Here is a 16,052-nt window from a genome sequence, read left to right on the forward strand (position 1 = left end):
GTCCATTGCCTGGACGCGAGGTGTCGCCAAGCCGGACGAGACAGCGCTCGACCGTCTGCGCGCACTCGTGGAAGACGGTTATCGCCAGGAGCACCAGCAACAGTAAAGTGGCCGATGTCGTGTGTTGCAGCCAGCGCCCGCGACAACCACTGCGTGACAAAGTAATGGACGACGGACGCCGTGCAAGGGGTCGATATCGCCATCATCACCATTCCGGAAAACAGAATGGAGGGTCTCTGCGCACAGCTGAAATCGGCACTCCCTGACGATGTCGTGGTGATCGACACAAGTAACTACTACCCGAACAGAGACGGGCGCATCGCAGTCCTTGACGAGGGCACACCTGACAGCGCCTGGGTGTCCGAGTTGCTGGGACGACCTGTATACAAGGCTTTCAACAACATCATCGCGCCGAGCCTCAAGCACAAAGGTGCTGACGACAAGGGCCGCGCGTGGGGCTTTCGGTGGCAGGTCCCGACGGTGAGGGCAAGCGAATGGTATTCGGTCTGATCGACCAGCTCGGCTTTGAGCCTGTGGACGGCGGAACACTTGCCGAGTCGTGGCGACAGCAGCCCGGAACATCCTCGTACTGTCAGGATTTCGCGCCCGCAGACTTACGGGACAGCCTCGCCGAGACGACGCTGGACGACATCGATGAGTTCCATCGGAAGCGAGACCGGATCGTCGACTTCGATGCCGCCGCCGCTCAGGTCGCGCAATGATGTGAGCTGCGGCCGCACAAGGTGTCCGAAGGCTGGGCCTACCAAGGTGAACATCCCACCGTTGCTTGGCGAGTCAGGTTCTCTGAGCCAATTGTCCGAGGAGTCGGTCGAGCTCAGGTGCCGTCACGCGAGTTCTCCGAGGGCCAGCGGCCAGTGATCATCTCGGTCATCTCGTTCACCCAGGTGTCGTCGAGGGCGGCGTCCTGGCGAATGAGGATGCGGAAGATCGCGGTGCCCGCGACCACCTCGACGAGCATGGGCAAGTGGTCATCGCCGCGGCGTTCCTGACCGAAGCGAGATTCGAGAGCTGTCAGGTTCCCGGCCAATCGGGCGATCATCATGTTGTGCAGTTCGGGGTCGGCAACCGTGTCGGCGATCAGCCCCGGCAGTGCCAATCGCACCTCTGGTCTGTCGAAGATCACCCGGATTGTCTCGACCAGAGCCCTGATCTCGTTGCGGATATCTCCCGAATGCTCCGGCGTGGGGATCGATTCGGCGAATAACACTGCCTCGTGGACAAGTTGCGCCTTGCCCGACCACCGCCGGTAGATGGCAGCCGTGGTGGTCCCGGCGCGCGCGGCGATCGCTGACAACGACACCGCGGAATAGCCCGTCTCGAGAATCAATTCTCGGGTGGCCGCAATGATCGCAGCATCGATCCTGCTGTCGCGGGGCCGCCCCGGCGCGGACTGCACAGACCTCTTGCCTTCGTTGCGGCTTTCTGCTGTCATGACTCCATCATAGTTCCAATACAGTGTGCATCGTATTTGAGGGAGAGCTTGTGAACCTGAGCCCGCTCGACGAGTATCCAATTCACCAGGCGCCCACGCCGTTGACCTGGCCGGCCACGTCGGATCGGAACTTCTACGACCGGTCGTATTTCAACGTGCTCGACCGGGACGGCCGCTTCATGGTGCTGACCGGAATCGGCTATTACCCGCGCCTCGGCGTCAAAGACGCCTACTTCGTCGTCCGTCGCGGCGACACGCAGACCGCGATACACCTGAGCGACGCGATTGACGACGACCGCCTTCACCAGAACGTCAATGGCTACCGCCTCGACGTCATCGAGCCACTGCAGGAGATGCACCTGACACTGGCGCAGACCGAGGGAATTTCCGCCGACCTCACCTGGCGCGGTCTGTTCCCTGCGGCTCTGGAGAAGCCGCACGAGATGCTCACCGAGCGGCGAGTGACGTTGCAGGCGTGCCGCTTCGCCCAGGTCGGCTCCTGGGAGGGCTGGATCGATGTCGACGGCGAACGGCTGGAAGTCAGCCATGACACCAGCGTGGCGAGCCGCGACCGATCGTGGGGGATCCGACCAGTCGGTGAGGCCGAGCCGGCCGGTCGGCCGGACGCAGCGTTTCGCGGAATGTGGTGGCTCTACCTGCCTTTGGCCTTCGACGACTACCAACTGTTCTTGATCCTGCAAGAGGATCCCGATGGCCACCGTAGTCTCTACGACTGCACCCGCCGCTGGCGAGATGGCCGCGTCGAACAACTCGACGGAGTGCGCGCCACCATCGACTACAAGAGGGGGACAAGGATTCCTCAGGGCGCCCACGTCGAGTTCATGAACCGTGCAGGAGACCGAACTCAACTCGACGTCGAGTCGAAGCTGTTTGCGCCCATCGCTTTCGGATCCGGCTACGGAGGGGACTCCTCGTGGGCACACGGCAGCTGGAAGGGCGGTCCGTTCGCCGAACGCGTCAGCTTCGACCTGACGGACCCGGAGGTGATGGCCCGAGCGCCGTTCAGTCTCATCGACCATGTCGCCAAGGCGGTGTGCACTGAGGCCGATGGAACGGTCAGCGAGGGTGCCGGTCTATTCGAGCATGGCGTGATCGGCCCGCACCACCCGTCGGGTTTCTCCGACTGGACAGACGCGGGCTAAGGAGCGACGGAATGAAGATCTCTACAGCGCTGTTCGGGCCCACCGATGCGGTCAAACGCGCACAACTGCTCAAGGAGGCCGGTGCATCCGGCGTGTTCACCTTCGAAGGACCGTTCGACGTGTTCACGCCGCTGGTGCTGGCATCGTCGGTCAAGGGTCTCGACGTGATGTCGAACGTCGCGATCGCCTTTCCCCGCAATCCGATTCAGCTTGCCCATCAAGCCAACGATCTGCAACTGCTCAGCGAGGGACGTTTCATCCTGGGGTTGGGCACGCAGGTGCGCGCGCAGATCGAGAAGCGCTATGGGGCAGAGTTCGATCGTCCGGTCGCGCGGATGAAGGAGATGGTGGGGGCGTTGCGAGCGATCTTCGCGACGTGGAATGAGGGGGAACGGCTGGACTTCCGCGGTGAGTACTACCGCCATACCTTGATGACACCGACCTTCGTACCAGGGCCGAACCCGTTCGGTCCGCCACCGATCTACCTCGGGGCGCTCGGACCTCGGCTGACAAAAGCCACCGCGGAAGTGGCCGACGGTCTGCTGGTGATGCCTTTCGGGACGAAGCGATTCCTACACGAGCAGACGTTGCCGGCCGTACGCGAAGGGCTGGCTGCTGCCGGCCGCAGCGAGGACGACTTCGAGGTGGTGCCCGAGATCATCGTGTCGGTCGGAACCGGACGAGACGACGACCATGCCTCGACTCGGATGCTGCTGGCGTTCTACGGCTCCACCCCGGCATACCGGCCGGTGCTCGACGCCCACGGCTGGGGCGATCTGCAGCCGGAACTCAACGCGATGTCCAAGCAGGGCCGCTGGAAGGAGATGGCCACACTGATCGACGACGACATACTGCACACCATCGCCGCCTGTGGGACGCCGGCAGAGGTGGCAGCGCACATCCGTGATCGTGTCGACGGGGTATCGGACCGGATCTGCCTCTATCAACCCAGCCCCATCGAGATCGGGGCACTGGCCGAGATCGTGGACGCGTTGGGGGGATCATCATGACGCTGAAAATGATTGGGTTCGATGAGGTCACCGACGACAGTTACGGCGGCAAAGCGGCTGGACTCGCGGAGTTGCGCCGCCTCGGACTTCCTGTGCCGGTGGGATTCGTCATCGCAGACGCTTCCGAACGGGTCACCGTCGATGACGCGGGGGAGTGGTACTCGCGGATGGCCGCAGTCGGCGCGACCCCGGTGGCCGTCAGGTCCTCGGCCGTCGGGGAAGACGGTGACGACCAATCATTCGCCGGGCAATACGACACCGTGCTGGGTGTGGACTCCGTCGATGACTTCGCCATGGCCGTGCAGACATGCGCCGCCTCCGTGCATTCGCGACGAGCCTCGGCCTACAGCGGGCAACCCACGGCCACCATGCATTTGGTCGTGCAGCATATGGTGGACGCGCGCGCCGCCGGCGTTGTTTTCACCGCCGATCCGGCGTCCGGCCGGCGCGACCTCACGGTGATCGACGCCGTCGCCGGTCTCGGTGAAGCGCTGGTTGACGGTACGGCGTCCTCAGACCACATTGTCCTGGATTCGGACGGCAACCCCGCTGTTCGCGATGTCGGTGAGGTGCCGGTCTTGTCGCCAGACGAGGTCGCTGATATCAGGTCCGACGCCCTGCGCGCTGCTGAACATTGGGGCAGACCAATGGATCTGGAGTGGGCGATCGACCAGTCCGGCAAACTGTGGTGGCTGCAGGCTCGACCGATCACCACTCTGCCCGGCGATCTCAGCGAGATGGATTCGCCTCTCGCGGGTGCAGACCACGTGTACACGCGCTGCAACATCGGCGAGATGATGCCGGGGGCATTCTGCCCGTTGACCGCGTCGGTCTCCGGCTTTGCCATCGACTACGCGATGCAGATGACGCAGGTGGTGGCCCGGGCACAACAGGAATACGAGAAGCCGTGGCTACAGGTCGGATACTTTCAGGGCCACATGTTCCTGAACCTGACCGAGGGGACAGGTCTGAGCTCTGGACTCCTGGGCAATTCGTTGGAGCAGTTCTCCACCTCGATCTGCGGTCGGGTGGTCGACGAACTGGAGCCAAAACCACCAAAACCGTTTGTTAGCAAGCTGATCAACACGGTCCGGCTCACCACGTACGCATTGTCCGCCGGCCCCGCGATTCGGCGTTTACAGGAGCAGATCGCCGAGTTTCACATCCCGACCAGCGACGACCCGCAACTCGTGTTGCGCCAGTTGGACGCTGGCGTGCAGCAGTACTGCGACATCACGCTGACGCATGTTCGGTCATCATCGCGCGCGGCGGTTGCGGCCAACGTTCTCGAAAGCGTCCTGATGAGACAAGCACTGAAGGACGGACGTAGCGAGGACGAGGGGCGAGCCGAAGCAACCCGGCTCATGGCAGGCGCCTCCGATGTCGAGAGCGCGCTGATGCTCGAGGAGCTCGACGCGGTGGTGAACACCATCGCCGCAGACGACGCGGCCGCCGAGCAATTCTTGGCGGGGGAGCCGGACGCCGCGGTCAACGAGCTGCGGGCCACGCGTAGCGCCGGCGGTATGGCGTTGGAGAAGTTCTTGACTCGTCACGGTCACCGCGGCTACCGCGAGCTGTGCATGCGTGACCCTTCCTGGGCCGAGGATCCGGAAGGGCTGGGTGCCATGATGCAGGTGATGGTGCGCTCGGCGCTCGATCCGGCTGATCTTGGACCGGCAAAGACCCACGTTGAAGCACCCAAATCTACGACCATCAGATTTCTTGCCCGGTTGGCGCAGGGCGGTGCACGTGGGCGCGAGGAGACGAAATCGAAGATGGCGCTGATGGCGCATGCGCTCAAGCTGGGCTACCGCCACCTCGGTGAGGTATTGGCCAAGGCCGGACGACTGCCTGACTCAGATCTGGTGTTCTTCTTCGACCGTGCGGAATTGAACCACGTCGTTGGTTCGGAAGATGTCACCGGTCTCGTGCAGAGCGCGCTGAAGCGTCGGGAAGCGCTGGCGTTCCAGAACTCTCTCGAGTTCGACGACGTGTCTGTCGGGCGACCGACCCCGCTCATCGCCCGGCCTGCATCAGGTGTCACCGGCGATGAGATCATCGGCCGTCCTGCCAGTCGCGGAACCGTGGAAGGCGTTGTGCGCGTCGCTAAATCGATCGTCGAAGCACGCGAACTGCAGCGGGGAGAAATTCTGGTGACGCCGGTCACCGACGTAGGATGGACGCCGTACTTCACCGTCATCGCGGCGCTGGTCACCGATATCGGCAGCTCGGTATCCCACGGCGCTGTGGTGGCGCGCGAATACGGTTTGCCCTGCGTCGTCAACACTTTGGTGGCCACCCAGTCGCTCAAGACCGGTGATCGAGTGCGCGTGGATGGAGACCGAGGTGTGGTCACCCGTCTCGACCAGTTCTGACTCGTACGCTGAGCGACGACTGCCTGGAGAACGCCGATTGAACAGGGCATGCGGCATCACCAATGTTGTTGCATCGGGCGGTCATAGGGTGAGCATGGCGGCAGCGACCTGGTCTGCCGCTGCGTGCGGCAGGGCGGTACCCATGTCGTCGAGGACCAGTAGTCGCGCCGTGGGGATCTCGGTGGCGAGCACCTCGCCGTTGCCGACCGGGAAGAACGGGTCGGCACGACCGTGCACGACGAGCGTGGGCACGTCGAGCTCACCGAGCCGCTCTCGCCATCGCGGGGAGCAATCGATCCGGGAGAACACCGTCCCGAGTTGGTTCGCCTGGTGCACCGCGGGATTGGTCGACGGCGTCCGGTCCCAGATTCGGGCCGACATCGCCCGCGCCTCCTCCGGATCGTCACCCAGCAGCTCGGCACCCTCGGCGGCGAATGTTGCGACGGCATCCCGATCTGTCCAATCCGGCAACGAGTGGGTGAACAGTGCGGCCATGACCGCGGGGTCGTGGTCCGGCAAATCCTCGTCGACCATTCCCGGTGCCACCGGCCGGGTGCCGACGAGGGTCAGTGCGGAGAACACGTCCGGGCGGTCCAGTCCGGCGACCTGAGCAACCATCCCACCGACGCCGACCCCACCGAGATGGGCCGTTCCTGTGCCGAGCGCCCCGGCCAGCGCGGCCGCGTCGGCGGCGAGGTCCCGCAGGTCGTACGCCGGATTCTCCGGGTCGAGGGTTGTCGATGCGCCGGAGTCACGAAGGTCGTAGCGGACGACGTGCCGCCCGCCCGACGCGAGCCGCTCGCACAGCGCGTCGGGCCAGGACAACATCGTCGTGCCGCCGACCAGAAGGACCAGCGGATCGTGTTCGCGGCCAAACCCTTCGGTGCCGAGGTCCACATCGTTCGCTCGTACCGAGGTCACGCCAGATCGAATCGGTCTCGTCATGCCTAAACCCCTTCTGTTGGTATACGCAGAGGTTGACCACGGATTCACCCGGAAGTCATCGGTGCAGCCGCGAGAGTGTGCACACTCTTGACGCAGTTTGAACTGCGGCTTGCCGATTCGATTCGTTTACGAACGCGATCAGTAACTCTCGTTCGAGATCTCTCGGGGACAGTTACGGGACGAGGCCATGAAGCAAGGCAGTCGAGCTCTAGGGTGCGGCGGGCACGATCCGGATGTCGCGCTCGGCGCCTTCGCCGAGCACGGCAAGAGCGCGCTGATACTGCTCGGACTCATAGGTTGCAACAGCCGCGGCGACGCTGGGGAACTCGATAATCGTCGTGCGTTCGACGATGCCGTGTTCGAATGCAGCGGCGGGCATTCCGCGAGCGAGGAACTTGCCTCCTCCCGCCAACATCGCCGGGCCCGCGAGCGCTGCGTAGCGTTCGAGGGCCTCGGCGTCGGAGACAGAGCGGAATGTGTTTACCCAGTACGCGGTCATCCCACGATCCTTCGCCGCCGTCTCCGCGGGCGCAAGTACTCATCCGGGTGGATTGAACGCGGCCGTTTCGGGTACAGGACTTTCATGACTGACAAGAAGACCGACCCACACACCGAAGACGCCGGCACCGGACCTGAGGGTGCAAGATCTGACGTGCAATCCGATCCAGCCGAGGGCGAGACGTCCGGCGACTGGTCCGGCGAAGGCGGCGCCACCCAGGACGGTCCCGCCACAGACACCGACTGACCGCGAGCCCGCACCCCACACTGTGTGGTCCTGGACAACGACCTGTGTGGTCATGACCGCCTCGCCGAGCCACTAACCCGTTGTGTCTGTGGATATCTGACCTTAGGCGCCCGCGTCGAGTAGACGTCGGGGACCATGGGCTCATGGAAACCCAACACGACGCTTGGCCTGCACTGCCGTTGGATTCGTGGATCGATACCAGGGACACGCTTCAGCTGTGGACTCAGATCGTCGGAAAGACGCGGATGGCTCTCGGGCCGGCGATCAACCACTGGTGGGGGGTTCCGCTATACGTGGACGCGCGTGGACTCACCACGTCCCTGATGGTCGCCGGAAACCGCGGCCTCGAGATTCGCTTCGACTTCCTGGGGCACGAGCTACTGTTCCTCGTCACCGACGGCAGCACCCGTCGGATGAAGCTTGAACCGCGGACTGTTGCCGACTTCTATGCCGAGTACATCGGCCACTTGACTGATCTCGGATTCGATATCGCGATGGTCGGAACCCCCGTCGAACTGCCCAATGCGACCCCGTTTGCCGAGGACACCGAACACGCGTCGTACGACGCGGACGCCGTATCTCGATTCTGGCGGTCGCTCGTCTCTGTGCATGGTGTCTTTTCGAAGTTCCGTGGTGAGTTTCGAGGGAAATCTTCACCTGTTCATTTCTTTTGGGGCGCATTCGATCTGGCCGTCACACGCTTCTCGGGACGGTCTGCACCCCAGCATCCCGGTGGTGTTCCGAACTGCCCCGACTGGGTCATGCACGAGGCCTACAGCGACGAGGTTTCGAGCGCAGGCTACTGGCCGGGTGGCGCCGAGGAAGGCGTCTTCTACGCATACGCATACCCCCATCCCGAGGGGTACGACACACACCCGGCGGTCGAAGCTCCTGCACACTGGGACACCTCGCTGGGGGAGTATGTGCTGCCCTACCATCTCGTGCGACAAGCAGCGGATCCGGAAGCCATGGTTCTGAAGTTCCTCGAACAGACCCATCGCGCGGCGGTGGAGACGGCAGGCTGGAACTAGCCCTTACGTGCCGACACGACAGTGCCACGCGGAGCGGGAGGGTGGGCCGCAATTCGGCCGTACCGATGAGTTTCGTGTAGATCTGCAGTCGATACGGCCGGATACACCGACAGTGGTGGGTCTGTGCTGGCAACCTTCCAGCGGAAGGGCAGATGGAGGCAATGATGAGCGACTCCAAGCAGGAAAGCGCGATTCGGACAGGCGAGCAGGGAACGCCTGCGGGCGGTCCGAGGGTGTTGGTGGCGGGTGCGAGCATCGCGGGACCCGCGCTGGCCCACTGGCTCCGGCGGTGGGGGGCCGAAGTGACCGTGGTGGAGAGGGCGCCCGAATTGCGTCCCGGTGGACAGGCCGTGGACGCGCGGGGGGTGGCCAAGGAGGTCATCAAGCGGATGGGGCTGGATGAGGCGGTGCGCGCGGTGTGCACCGACACCGCCGGCGCGTACTCCGTGGATGCGAACGGGCAAGTGCTGGAAACCTTTCGCGCCGACGACGATGGTGGCGACGGGTTCATAGCGGACATCGAGATCCTGCGCGGGGACCTGGCGCAAGTGCTCTACGACGACACACGCGACGGCGTCGAGTACATCTTCGGTGACCGAATCGCCGAGCTCACCCAGGACGCAGACGGAGTCGACGTGGTCTTCGCGGGCGGCGACCGGCGGCGCTTCGAGCTGGTGATCGGGGCCGACGGGCTGCATTCTGCGCTGCGCGCAATGGTTTTCGGGCCGCATGAGCGATTTCTTCGCCACCTCGGGCACGTACTGGCTTTCTACAGTGTGCCCAACGAGTTCGGGCTGGACCGCTGGCTGCTGGAGTACCAGGACCAGGCGTCCGGGCGCTCAGCGCTTCTGCGGCCCATCCAGGATGCCACCCGGGCGATGGCCATGTTTTACTTCGGCTCAGCTGATTTCGACCTCGACTACCGTGACATCCCGGCCCAGAAGGTCCTGCTCCGTGAGCGTATGGAGGGCATGAGCTGGTTGACCCCGGACATTCTCGCGCACCTCGACGACACGCCGGACTTCTACCTCGACCAGGTCGCCCAGGTGGTGATCGACCGGTGGTCGAGTGGACGGGTGGTGCTGCTCGGGGATGCAGCGTTCAGTTCGTCGCCGATGTCCGGGCAGGGGACCGGGCTGGCACTGGTCGGCGCCTATGTGTTGGCAGGTGAACTGGCCGCTGTCGGATGGAACCCAGACGTCGGGTTCGCCCGTTACGAGGCGCGGATGCGCTCGTTCGTCGAGGCCAACCAGGAAATCGGACGTTTGAACGCACGCACCCGCGACGTCCCCGGCCCAGACACAGAGCCCAGCCCGGACTTCGCCGGCGAATGGTTCATGGAACTGGTCGGGCGCGCGATCAACGGCATCGAACTGCCCGACTACGCGGGAGTGCCGGACTCCCGCGCACCGGCAGGATCGCCGATCACCTCGTCGCCCAAGCCGTAGGGGCGTCGCATCGAATCCGTTGCCGAAGGCGGTGTTTCGGAAGCGGCGTCCGTTCGGAGGGACGGCGTGCGGTGGCGCTCAAGGCAGGGTGACGACCACCTTTCCGCTACCAGTTTGGGCCAGGGCGTGAGCGTCGGCAATGTCGGCTAACGCGAAGACGTGGTCGACGCGCGGGATATAGATCTGTCGCCGACCGAGCTCGGCAGCTTGCTGCAGCAGACCGGAGTCGTTGCGGGCGTCGATCTTTCGCAATCCCAGGCGTTGGGCACCCTCGGCGTCGATGACGGTCACGACGCGAGCGGGACCGCCGACTATGTCCACCAGATCCGGCAGCGAGGATGACGGCGCCGCGTGTACAGCCGCATCCACCCCGGTTGGAGCGAGCGCTGCGACCCGTTCAGCGAGCCCCGGTCCATACGTTGTCGCCCGAACTCCGAGGCCTGTCAGGTATTCGTGGTTGCTGGGTCGGGCGGTACCGATCACCGTGGCCCCTGCATTCAGTGCGAACGCGGCGACGGCGCTGCCGACTGCACCGGAGGCGCCTTCGACCAACAAAGTCTGCCCGTCGAGGTTCCCGAGGGCCGCGATCACCTCGGCCGCGGTGACCGCGGCGAGTCCGGCCGCGGCGGCCTGCTCGATGGACCAGGTGGAGGGGGCCGTGCTCCACGCGGTGAGCACCGCATATTGCGCGGTGGTGTCACTGACCCCACCGAGACCGAACACGACGTCACCGACATGAGTGCCTTCGACACCGGGCCCGATCTCGTCGACAACTCCAACCGCGTCCCGGCCGGGGATAGCGGGCAGATCAAGATGCACCACCTCACTCAGGTGTCCAGCGCGCAGCAGGTAGTCGATGGGGTTCACGCTTGCGGCCAGGACCCGGATGCGTACGGAATTCGTAGTTGCGTGTGGTTCTGGTGCGTCTTCGACGACGAGAACGTCGGGGTCGCCGTAACGGTGATAACGCGCTGCCTGCATTGGGTTCTCCATGGTTCATCTGAGACAGCATTACTTGCTGCGGAAAGTAATGTATCCCCGTAATGCTTTCCGTAGCAAGTAACGGTAGTATTCGGTCATGTCTGACGCCCAGCACCTGTCGCCGCAGCAGGACCGAACCTGGTCCTTGCTTGTGGGAGTGATGATGTGGTTGCCGGGCGCGCTGGACGTGTACCTCGAGCAGGTGGCTGGGCTGAGTCACGCGGAGTATCAGGTCCTGCGTTGGTTGTCGGTCAGCGAGGACCGGGAAGTGCATATGACGCAGCTGGCTGCAACGGCGGGCGTCACCCCGTCGCACCTGTCGCGCATAGTTGCCAGGATGGAAAAGCGGCTGTGGGTCACTCGGAAGAACGATCCTGATGACGCCCGACGGACGTTGGCGCAGTTGACCGAAGAGGGCGCGCAGGTGGTGGAGCGTACGGAGCCGGGGTACGCAGAGCAGGTGCGTCGGCGTGTCTTCGAGCACCTGAACGTTCGGCAAGTCGATCAGCTGGAAAGCCTCGCCGAGGCGATTCTGACGCCACTACGCGAGGACTGCGTACAGCTACTACCCACACGCACATCCCGCGCGGAGGCTTGACGCCTCACAACAGTATTGGGACTTGACCTCTTTCTGGTCGGTCGTCTGCTGGTAGACCGCGGCCACGCGTCGCAATAGGCATTGATTTCAATGGACAAGACAGTTATCACGCTTGGATTTATTCACCACTTAGTGCGAGGCCGGGCCAGTCGGTAGCTGGGTGGCAGCGATTGCACTTTTGTCGTTTCGCCTATCAGTACTGAACGGTACCGACCACAAACTGTGAGGTGTTCAGAAAATCGGCGGTGATAGCGGCCCCAATATAGTTGGCAGCCATAGCGAGTGATCCGTCGACTACGTGGGACTCGCCGTCCGGCAGCGGCCCTTCGGCATCGACTGGAAGCTCCGATTGGTGCATCAAGTTGGCCAGATTGTCTGGCACGGGGTCGAGCCCAAACCCGCAGCGCAGCAGCGGATCACAATAGGACGAGCGGGTGCCATCGGTCCAGATGTTGAATGAGTAGTGTCCTAGAACACCTTGGAACTGTACGACTTCGCGCCCTATAGACAAGGGTACGATTCCTTCATCGGCCCAGCCTGTCGAACTGATGGCAAGGGTCCAGCGCTCGGTGAGTGCGACGACGCCTACCATTTCGGGAGAGAGGTCATTCAAGGCTTTTAGGCCGAGAACCGAACCTTCGTCCGAAAATGTAACGGCGTCGAGGACGGCCTCGATCGACGAATCTCGCACGAACGCCACGGCAACGCTGGTTTCCATCCATGGATATCGGGAAGCAATCCATTCGTAGTCGCGATACGTCCATGTCATGGCGTCGAGTATGACACTCGCGCAGATCGCGAGAAGAGCTGCGGATAGACCGAAAGATCGCGGAGCTGGTTGTACGGACTCTTTGTCTAGATCATCGGGTTGTCATTGACCTGCAACGCGGCAGCCATACTCGAGCAGAAACGAAGCCGCAGTGGAGGCCGGCAGCGCGGTCAGCGGGACATATTCGCGCTGAGTCTGGCATCGGCACAATCACGCGCGATGTCGGCATTCGATTTGGTGGTGCCACCAGTTGGTCCCTCCTTGCCACCGCATGCAACCATCAGCGAAGCTAGGGTGCCAGACCGACGACGAGCGGTCTGGACGCATTACCTGATAGCTGTCCGGGGGATCTGGGTCGCAGCATTCACGTTTGAACATGCTCCCTAATCTATTCTGCTGGCCTCATCGGCTGTGGCACAGAAACATTCAGTTCGACGGCCGCCGATCAGGTCGTTGTGTCGAGGTCCAGGAGTAGTAGCTCTTGGCGCAACTGACCCGCCTCGCGCTCGTGCGGTCGGTAGGTATGTAGTTGAAGTGGGGGTTGGGCAAGTTCGTAGAACCATTCGGTCCCCGCGATGGGCTGAAGATTCTCGTATTGTCGGGTGGGGTCGGGGTGGTCGATGTTCGACATGGGTCGGGTGTCGATGACGATCGATACCAGCTGCATTCGCGTCACGGTCGCCGCGGTCACTGAACGCTCTGGTTGCCCACGGTAAACGGGTGCGGCATGATCGGCCCTGCCGGTGATACGCACAGCACCCGTCAGAGTGACGTGCTCGGGCACCGGACCGTAGACTTGGCAGTCGATCTGCACCTCACCGGATGTCGCGGTGGCCGGTAGACGCGTTTGTTTCTGGCCGACTATCGGGGCGGCTAGCTGATCATGCCCGGGCTGTAGCGCGGCGCTGAGGCGCCAGTCCGGACGCAGGCCGGCCCACAAGTCAGCAAACCCTGCGTTCCAGAAAAGGTGCCATTCGCCATGCTCACCAACACGGGGCGGTGCTTGCTGGGGTGTGTAGTCAAAGATTGCGGGAAGAATCATCACCGACCAGTATGTCGGATGCCAGTCGGCCTGGACTGGTGAGAGTCGGTGGAGTCTCAGGCCGCGGGGCGGTCGTTGATGAACACCCCGAGAGGGGCGCTCGCGACTCAGGATGGACCTGTCGCAGCTGGTGGGGAATCGTCCATCCGATGCAATCGAACTGACGTTACTTGACATAATGTTTCTTATCGGCGCGCCGGACCAGGACGATAACCAAGCACATGAAGGTACTCGTCACACAGCTTTTTTCCGGGGCCCTGTCGGATTCGATCGACTTCAACGCGTTGCTACGTCGACGACTATGTCGCCACGACCTCGCATTGATCTCAGGCCGGACCACACGTCCGGCCTACGATCCTCCGGCGGCGTTCAGGTTGTTGGCGAGGTGGCAGGAATTGGGCCGAGTAAACGAATGGGCGCCAACGGATCCTGGCCGGGTCCGTCGACTCGCTCAACTACTGTCGCACGTCAAGTCCGATGATCACACGCCGAATCGTCACGGGTGACGAAACCGCTAGCGCCACCGGGACAGCCCGAACTCGCCGTCAGCTATCTGCGACCGGTGCGTCGAGATGTGCCAGCACTGCTCGCGCTGCTTCGAGCTCATGGCTGAGCTCGTCAATTCTTTTCTGGGCCGCCGCCCGCGCCGACTCGATAACCGCGTCGACTGCCGTGATCGCAGCGTCGTCGCCGAGTGCGTGCATCGCTCGCGCCACCCGGTCCGAGGTGACCTCGGTGGGCTTACCCTTCTTGCTACCGTGCGACACCGAGACCGTCCAAGTGCTCTCGCTCACCGACGTCACGGTGACACTGACCGCGGTTGAAGTCTTGGTGCGTCGGAGCGCTTTTGGCGGGGCGGATTTCTGTTCCACTGGTCTTGTCTTCGCAGGTTCGGGTTCTGGCTTCGATTCCGTCGCAACGGTTCTCGGTGATTTCGTTACGCCTGACGGTGTGGACGTAGCCCTGACCGGCCGCGGGCGCGCTGGAGGCGTGGAAGTTGCTACCGTGCGAGTCTTCTGCAGTTCGTCGGCCTCGAACGGCAATTGATCATCGACACCCTTCGGGCTTACTGTCACCGTTGACCCGTCGACAGACATCACGCGCGCCGATGCTCCCGCGGGGAGATTGAGCGACGGCATCGGGTCACGGAGGTAGACGGTGACCCGCTTACCTGCGGTGAGTGCCGTAGACAGCATTTCCAGGTCGTCGGTAGTCAATCCGGTCGTTCTGCGCGAGTTCACGCTAACCATATTCGCACATGTGTGCGAGGATCGTGCGATCGACCGCACGTTACCGTTCACGCGATTCGCGGGTCCGGATCAGCAAACCTCGGCAGAGCGATTGCTTGCGGCCCGAAAAACATGAGCTACGTGAGCCCGGCCACGACCCGCCGGCACCAGCCAGAGTGCAGCGACGGCTGACGTGTGGGGTGCGTCCATTGACGCGTCGAATGATGCTGTGGTGCAGGGAGTTTGCATCCCTGAGCCTCGACCCGCGGCACCCCGTTGCCGTCCGCTATTTTGTCACGTGACGCACCGATGTCGCCGAGTGGTGTTCGGCGCCTTGGTAATTGACGGTCGAATGTCAGAACCTACGCGACCGGTGTCAAGTTCCGTACTGACTTCGCTACGAGACGATCGTGCGATGCTGCGCGGTGAGCCCCCTGTTGTTTCAGCTGACGCTCCCCTGTGTCCCACCGTTGTCGACAGTGCTTGTGTTGCAGATGGTTTGGGCGCCGGTTCTCTACCGTGCGAAGGACTCCCCGGATTATGTCACAGTGACAAAAGTTGGCATCTATGCCTGTGAGTGACCTCCGTCGCGTCGGTGACATTTCGGATCTTGCGTATGCGTCGCAGTCGTATCCGGAGTGGGTCCGCTAAACTTCCGATGGCAGAATTCTCCATCAATTGGGAAAGGCAGTGGGATGGCATTAGTGGATAAGGATCTGGCGAACGTCCGGTACATCGTCAACGACGTGGAAGCCTCCATTGACTTTTACACCACGCACTTCGGCTTCACTCTTCGCTACAGTGCGGCCCCCGCCTTCGCTGACGTCGTTCGTGGTTCGCTGCGTCTGCTGCTTTCCGGGCCGACGAGTTCTGGTGCCCGGATAATGCCCGATGGCGCTTTTCCCACAGCCGGCGGTTGGAACCGTATTCATCTCATCGTCGACGACCTCGACGCGGAGATCGAACGGCTGAAGGCTGCCGGAGTTCCATTCCGCAGCGACACCGTCAGTGGCCCCGGTGGACAACAGATTCTTGTTTCAGACCCATCGGGAAATCTCGTTGAATTGTTTCAGCCGGCTCCGTGACAGCACTGGAGCGGTACGTCATGCACGGCTTGTAGCAAACGTGCCGACCGAGGAACTCGACAAGACATTCGCAGCCTGGGGTGGCCCGCCCCCGGTGCTGCGCCCGGACAACGCCCAGGGTTCATATCTCAAGCGCTGCAACAGTTCCGCGGTACAGACCCTGGCGTGCGACCGACGT

17 protein-coding genes are annotated in these 16,052 nt (G+C 63.0%); 10 read left to right on the plus strand and 7 right to left on the minus strand.

What is annotated here, in order from left to right; translation table 11 throughout:
* Positions 1-276: 276 nt before the first annotated feature.
* Positions 277-510, plus strand: coding sequence for a hypothetical protein (locus AC56PL_RS16120; RefSeq protein WP_497154485.1), 234 nt, complete (start codon positions 277-279; stop codon positions 508-510).
* Positions 495-722, plus strand: coding sequence for a hypothetical protein (locus tag AC56PL_RS16125; protein WP_497154486.1), 228 nt, complete (start codon positions 495-497; stop codon positions 720-722). The genes AC56PL_RS16120 and AC56PL_RS16125 overlap by 16 nt, the downstream gene beginning before the upstream one ends.
* A 113-nt stretch (positions 723-835) precedes the next feature.
* On the opposite strand, the gene AC56PL_RS16130 is transcribed toward AC56PL_RS16125, so the two are convergent.
* A complete protein-coding gene (locus AC56PL_RS16130) occupies positions 836-1,453 on the minus strand; it encodes a TetR/AcrR family transcriptional regulator (RefSeq protein WP_497154487.1) in 618 nt (205 codons plus the stop codon).
* Positions 1,454-1,503: 50 nt separating this feature from the next.
* Here AC56PL_RS16130 and AC56PL_RS16135 point away from each other — a divergent pair, with 50 nt between their 5' ends.
* The 3 genes from AC56PL_RS16135 to AC56PL_RS16145 are packed head-to-tail and all read left to right on the plus strand — an operon-like array spanning position 1,504 to position 6,001.
* Complete coding sequence (locus AC56PL_RS16135; protein WP_497154488.1) at positions 1,504-2,616, plus strand: Rv3169 family protein; 1,113 nt, start codon at positions 1,504-1,506, stop codon at positions 2,614-2,616.
* Positions 2,617-2,627: 11 nt separating this feature from the next.
* Positions 2,628-3,626, plus strand: a complete 999-nt coding sequence (locus AC56PL_RS16140; RefSeq protein ID WP_497154489.1) for a TIGR03617 family F420-dependent LLM class oxidoreductase — start codon at positions 2,628-2,630, stop codon at positions 3,624-3,626.
* Entirely contained in the window at positions 3,623-6,001 is a 2,379-nt protein-coding gene (locus AC56PL_RS16145; RefSeq protein WP_497154490.1) for a PEP/pyruvate-binding domain-containing protein, read from the plus strand. Before AC56PL_RS16140 ends, AC56PL_RS16145 begins: the two co-directional genes overlap by 4 nt.
* Positions 6,002-6,082: 81 nt before the next feature.
* Here the strand turns inward: AC56PL_RS16145 and AC56PL_RS16150 are convergent, their stop codons facing one another.
* Together AC56PL_RS16150 and AC56PL_RS16155 are read right to left on the minus strand one after the other, a co-directional pair.
* Complete coding sequence (locus AC56PL_RS16150; RefSeq protein ID WP_497154491.1) at positions 6,083-6,946, minus strand: alpha/beta fold hydrolase; 864 nt, start codon at positions 6,944-6,946, stop codon at positions 6,083-6,085.
* Between the two features lie 208 nt (positions 6,947-7,154).
* Positions 7,155-7,445 carry a DUF1330 domain-containing protein gene (locus tag AC56PL_RS16155; RefSeq protein ID WP_495516377.1) on the minus strand — a complete coding sequence of 97 codons (291 nt, stop codon included), beginning with the start codon at positions 7,443-7,445 and terminating at the stop codon, positions 7,155-7,157.
* An 84-nt stretch (positions 7,446-7,529) separates the two neighbouring features.
* Here AC56PL_RS16155 and AC56PL_RS16160 point away from each other — a divergent pair, with 84 nt between their 5' ends.
* The 3 genes from AC56PL_RS16160 (at position 7,530) to AC56PL_RS16170 (ending at position 10,170) form a co-directional block, all read left to right on the plus strand.
* On the plus strand, positions 7,530-7,691 hold the full coding sequence (locus tag AC56PL_RS16160; RefSeq protein ID WP_495516378.1) for a hypothetical protein: 162 nt from the start codon (positions 7,530-7,532) through the stop codon (positions 7,689-7,691).
* 143 nt (positions 7,692-7,834) lie between these two features.
* Positions 7,835-8,722 (plus strand): DUF5996 family protein, encoded by an 888-nt coding sequence (locus tag AC56PL_RS16165; protein WP_497154492.1) that lies wholly within the window; start codon positions 7,835-7,837, stop codon positions 8,720-8,722.
* A 164-nt stretch (positions 8,723-8,886) separates the two neighbouring features.
* The gene (locus AC56PL_RS16170; RefSeq protein ID WP_497154493.1) at positions 8,887-10,170 is read left to right on the plus strand and encodes an FAD-dependent monooxygenase; all 1,284 of its coding nucleotides are present in this window, start codon (positions 8,887-8,889) and stop codon (positions 10,168-10,170) included.
* Positions 10,171-10,248: 78 nt separating this feature from the next.
* On the opposite strand, the gene AC56PL_RS16175 is transcribed toward AC56PL_RS16170, so the two are convergent.
* A complete protein-coding gene (locus AC56PL_RS16175) occupies positions 10,249-11,151 on the minus strand; it encodes an NADP-dependent oxidoreductase (RefSeq protein ID WP_497154494.1) in 903 nt (300 codons plus the stop codon).
* A 97-nt stretch (positions 11,152-11,248) separates the two neighbouring features.
* Between AC56PL_RS16175 and AC56PL_RS16180 the strand changes: the two genes are divergently transcribed.
* Positions 11,249-11,749, plus strand: a complete 501-nt coding sequence (locus tag AC56PL_RS16180) for a MarR family transcriptional regulator (RefSeq protein WP_495516382.1) — start codon at positions 11,249-11,251, stop codon at positions 11,747-11,749.
* A gap of 193 nt (positions 11,750-11,942) precedes the next feature.
* On the opposite strand, the gene AC56PL_RS16185 is transcribed toward AC56PL_RS16180, so the two are convergent.
* The 3 genes from AC56PL_RS16185 to AC56PL_RS16195 form a co-directional block, all read right to left on the minus strand.
* Positions 11,943-12,518 (minus strand): DUF6461 domain-containing protein, encoded by a 576-nt coding sequence (locus AC56PL_RS16185; protein ID WP_497154495.1) that lies wholly within the window; start codon positions 12,516-12,518, stop codon positions 11,943-11,945.
* A gap of 445 nt (positions 12,519-12,963) precedes the next feature.
* Positions 12,964-13,185, minus strand: a complete 222-nt coding sequence (locus tag AC56PL_RS16190; RefSeq protein ID WP_497154496.1) for a hypothetical protein — start codon at positions 13,183-13,185, stop codon at positions 12,964-12,966.
* A 920-nt stretch (positions 13,186-14,105) separates the two neighbouring features.
* The gene (locus AC56PL_RS16195) at positions 14,106-14,810 is read right to left on the minus strand and encodes a DUF6319 family protein (protein WP_495516385.1); all 705 of its coding nucleotides are present in this window, start codon (positions 14,808-14,810) and stop codon (positions 14,106-14,108) included.
* 683 nt (positions 14,811-15,493) lie between these two features.
* Here AC56PL_RS16195 and AC56PL_RS16200 point away from each other — a divergent pair.
* The gene (locus AC56PL_RS16200) at positions 15,494-15,874 is read left to right on the plus strand and encodes a VOC family protein (RefSeq protein WP_495516386.1); all 381 of its coding nucleotides are present in this window, start codon (positions 15,494-15,496) and stop codon (positions 15,872-15,874) included.
* Positions 15,875-16,052 lie beyond the last annotated feature (178 nt).

This window comes from Williamsia sp. Y721 (assembly GCF_059683565.1).

Bases quoted from the DNA above. Each gene is read 5' to 3' on its own strand.
- AC56PL_RS16150 (WP_497154491.1), bottom strand. From the start codon at position 6,946: ATGACGAGACCGATTCGATCTGGCGTGACCTCGGTACGAGCGAACGAT.
- AC56PL_RS16190 (WP_497154496.1), bottom strand. From the start codon at position 13,185: ATGCAGCTGGTATCGATCGTCATCGACACCCGACCCATGTCGAACATC.
- AC56PL_RS16155 (WP_495516377.1), bottom strand. From the start codon at position 7,445: ATGACCGCGTACTGGGTAAACACATTCCGCTCTGTCTCCGACGCCGAG.
- AC56PL_RS16130 (WP_497154487.1), bottom strand. From the start codon at position 1,453: ATGACAGCAGAAAGCCGCAACGAAGGCAAGAGGTCTGTGCAGTCCGCG.
- AC56PL_RS16125 (WP_497154486.1), top strand. From the start codon at position 495: ATGGTATTCGGTCTGATCGACCAGCTCGGCTTTGAGCCTGTGGACGGC.
- AC56PL_RS16175 (WP_497154494.1), bottom strand. From the start codon at position 11,151: ATGCAGGCAGCGCGTTATCACCGTTACGGCGACCCCGACGTTCTCGTC.
- AC56PL_RS16160 (WP_495516378.1), top strand. From the start codon at position 7,530: ATGACTGACAAGAAGACCGACCCACACACCGAAGACGCCGGCACCGGA.
- AC56PL_RS16140 (WP_497154489.1), top strand. From the start codon at position 2,628: ATGAAGATCTCTACAGCGCTGTTCGGGCCCACCGATGCGGTCAAACGC.
- AC56PL_RS16195 (WP_495516385.1), bottom strand. From the start codon at position 14,810: ATGGTTAGCGTGAACTCGCGCAGAACGACCGGATTGACTACCGACGAC.
- AC56PL_RS16180 (WP_495516382.1), top strand. From the start codon at position 11,249: ATGTCTGACGCCCAGCACCTGTCGCCGCAGCAGGACCGAACCTGGTCC.
- AC56PL_RS16165 (WP_497154492.1), top strand. From the start codon at position 7,835: ATGGAAACCCAACACGACGCTTGGCCTGCACTGCCGTTGGATTCGTGG.
- AC56PL_RS16170 (WP_497154493.1), top strand. From the start codon at position 8,887: ATGAGCGACTCCAAGCAGGAAAGCGCGATTCGGACAGGCGAGCAGGGA.
- AC56PL_RS16185 (WP_497154495.1), bottom strand. From the start codon at position 12,518: ATGACATGGACGTATCGCGACTACGAATGGATTGCTTCCCGATATCCA.
- AC56PL_RS16145 (WP_497154490.1), top strand. From the start codon at position 3,623: ATGACGCTGAAAATGATTGGGTTCGATGAGGTCACCGACGACAGTTAC.